The 787-nt window shown below is 80.3% G+C and carries 2 pseudogenes; both read right to left on the minus strand.

The window, feature by feature from the left end:
• A pseudogene (locus tag ACXR2U_RS24080) lies at window positions 1-184 on the minus strand (hypothetical protein); the annotation flags it as partial.
• Window positions 181-787, minus strand: a pseudogene (locus ACXR2U_RS24085) (type II secretion system F family protein); the annotation flags it as partial. The pseudogenes ACXR2U_RS24080 and ACXR2U_RS24085, both read right to left, overlap by 4 nt.

Consider the following 787-nt stretch of genomic DNA (forward strand, 5'->3'; position numbering starts at 1 on the left):
CGGCGGCGACCAGTGCGGCGCCGGGGGCGGCACCCGCTCGCAACGCGACCGCGACGAGGTCGAGCACCGCGGGCAGCGCCGGGTCCTCACCGGGCCGCCGACGGCTGCGGCGTCCGGTCGGCCACGCCGACCGCGGGGGCAACAGCAGGACCCCGAGTCCGAGCAGCCACAGCGCGACACTCATCGGGCCGCCCGCGAGGCGACGGCGCTCGACACGGCGACGCCGAGCAGGTCGAGCGTGGCGCCGGCCGCCAGGACCCACCGACCGGCGGGGTCGTGCAGCAGGAAGGCGACCGGATCCGCGCCCAGGGTGGCGGCCAGCCCGAGGCCGAGCAGCGGCAGCCCGGCGAGCACCACGGTGCTGGCCCGGGCACCGGCCAGCGCGGAGCCGATCTCGCGCTCGCGGGCGTCGCGGGCGGCGACGTCGCGGGCGATCCCCGCGGCCACCGCGGACCACGGCGCACCGGCCACGGCGACCAGCCCGGCGCCGGTGGTCAGGCAGCGGCGGGCGTGGGCCACCGCGTCGGGTCGGATCGGGTCGGACGCCGCGGTTCCGGAGCCGAGGTCGAAGGCGTCCGCCGCGGCACCGGCGCGTTCCCGGGCTGCGAGCAGGGCGTCGACGAACGGGCGCCCGGCGTCGAGTTCGCCGCGCAGCACGGCCAAGGCCGTGGCGAGATCCCGGCGGCGGGACTCGGCGCGGCGAGCCAAGCGGGCCGCCAGGACCACGACGGCGACCGCCCCGACGGCCGACCCGGCGGCGACCGCGAGCGGAGGACCACCCGTCAGC

This window comes from Jatrophihabitans sp. YIM 134969, assembly GCF_054456675.1.